The 576-nt window shown below is 34.0% G+C and carries 1 protein-coding gene; it reads right to left on the bottom strand.

What is annotated here, in order from left to right:
• Nucleotides 1-17 precede the first annotated feature (17 nt).
• A complete protein-coding gene (locus N1032_RS26780; protein ID WP_259543709.1) occupies nucleotides 18-425 on the bottom strand; it encodes a type II toxin-antitoxin system HicB family antitoxin in 408 nt (135 codons plus the stop codon).
• Between the last annotated feature and the right edge of the window lie 151 nt (nucleotides 426-576).

The following is a 576-nucleotide window of genomic DNA, read 5'->3' as shown; positions in this document are numbered from 1 at the left end:
CGTTGCAATTACAGCCATTAATTATACTCGATTCCAGTTAATTTTTCAATAACAGTGATTCCTGTATGATAATTTTCGCTTTCGAGGAATTGGTAAACATCATTTAAAATAACTAAACGAGCTTCAATTATTTCTGCTTCAAGCCATGGTTTTGAATGATGTCCGCCTGGTTGGGAAGTATTTATAATGTCCATAGCTCTTTCAAGTTCCATTGGGCCTTTTTCCTTTTGAGATTCGTTATAAGTGTTGATGTAATCTTGAGCCATTGCGATGGCTCCCTCGAAAGTATCTGATTGAGTAATTCCATTAATTTCTGGAATCTCTGCAAGATATTTATATTCAGAACTTTCTCGTTCGTCATTTATAATAATAATCTTTTTATCATCGTAATAACAAGTCATCTGTGCAATTTTATTTGCTGACATGGTTTCTCCTAATCTTCGTCATCATCATCATCTTCATCAAACCAATCTGGTCTTTCAACTTTTAAGACTTCAGATGTATTCATTCCTGAAGCTTCATCAAACTCTTCAAAAAGTTCAATGATTGTTTCATCGTCTGCGCAATCAATGTTGT

Origin of the sequence: Herbiconiux daphne (assembly GCF_024979295.1) — a bacterium.
Classification (GTDB): Bacteria; Actinomycetota; Actinomycetes; order Actinomycetales; family Microbacteriaceae; genus Herbiconiux; species Herbiconiux daphnes.
This window is presented reverse-complemented; position numbering and strand designations above follow the sequence as displayed.

Excerpts from the sequence above, each read along its gene's own strand:
- N1032_RS26780 (WP_259543709.1), bottom strand. The coding sequence starts at position 425 with ATGTCAGCAAATAAAATTGCACAGATGACTTGTTATTACGATGATAAA.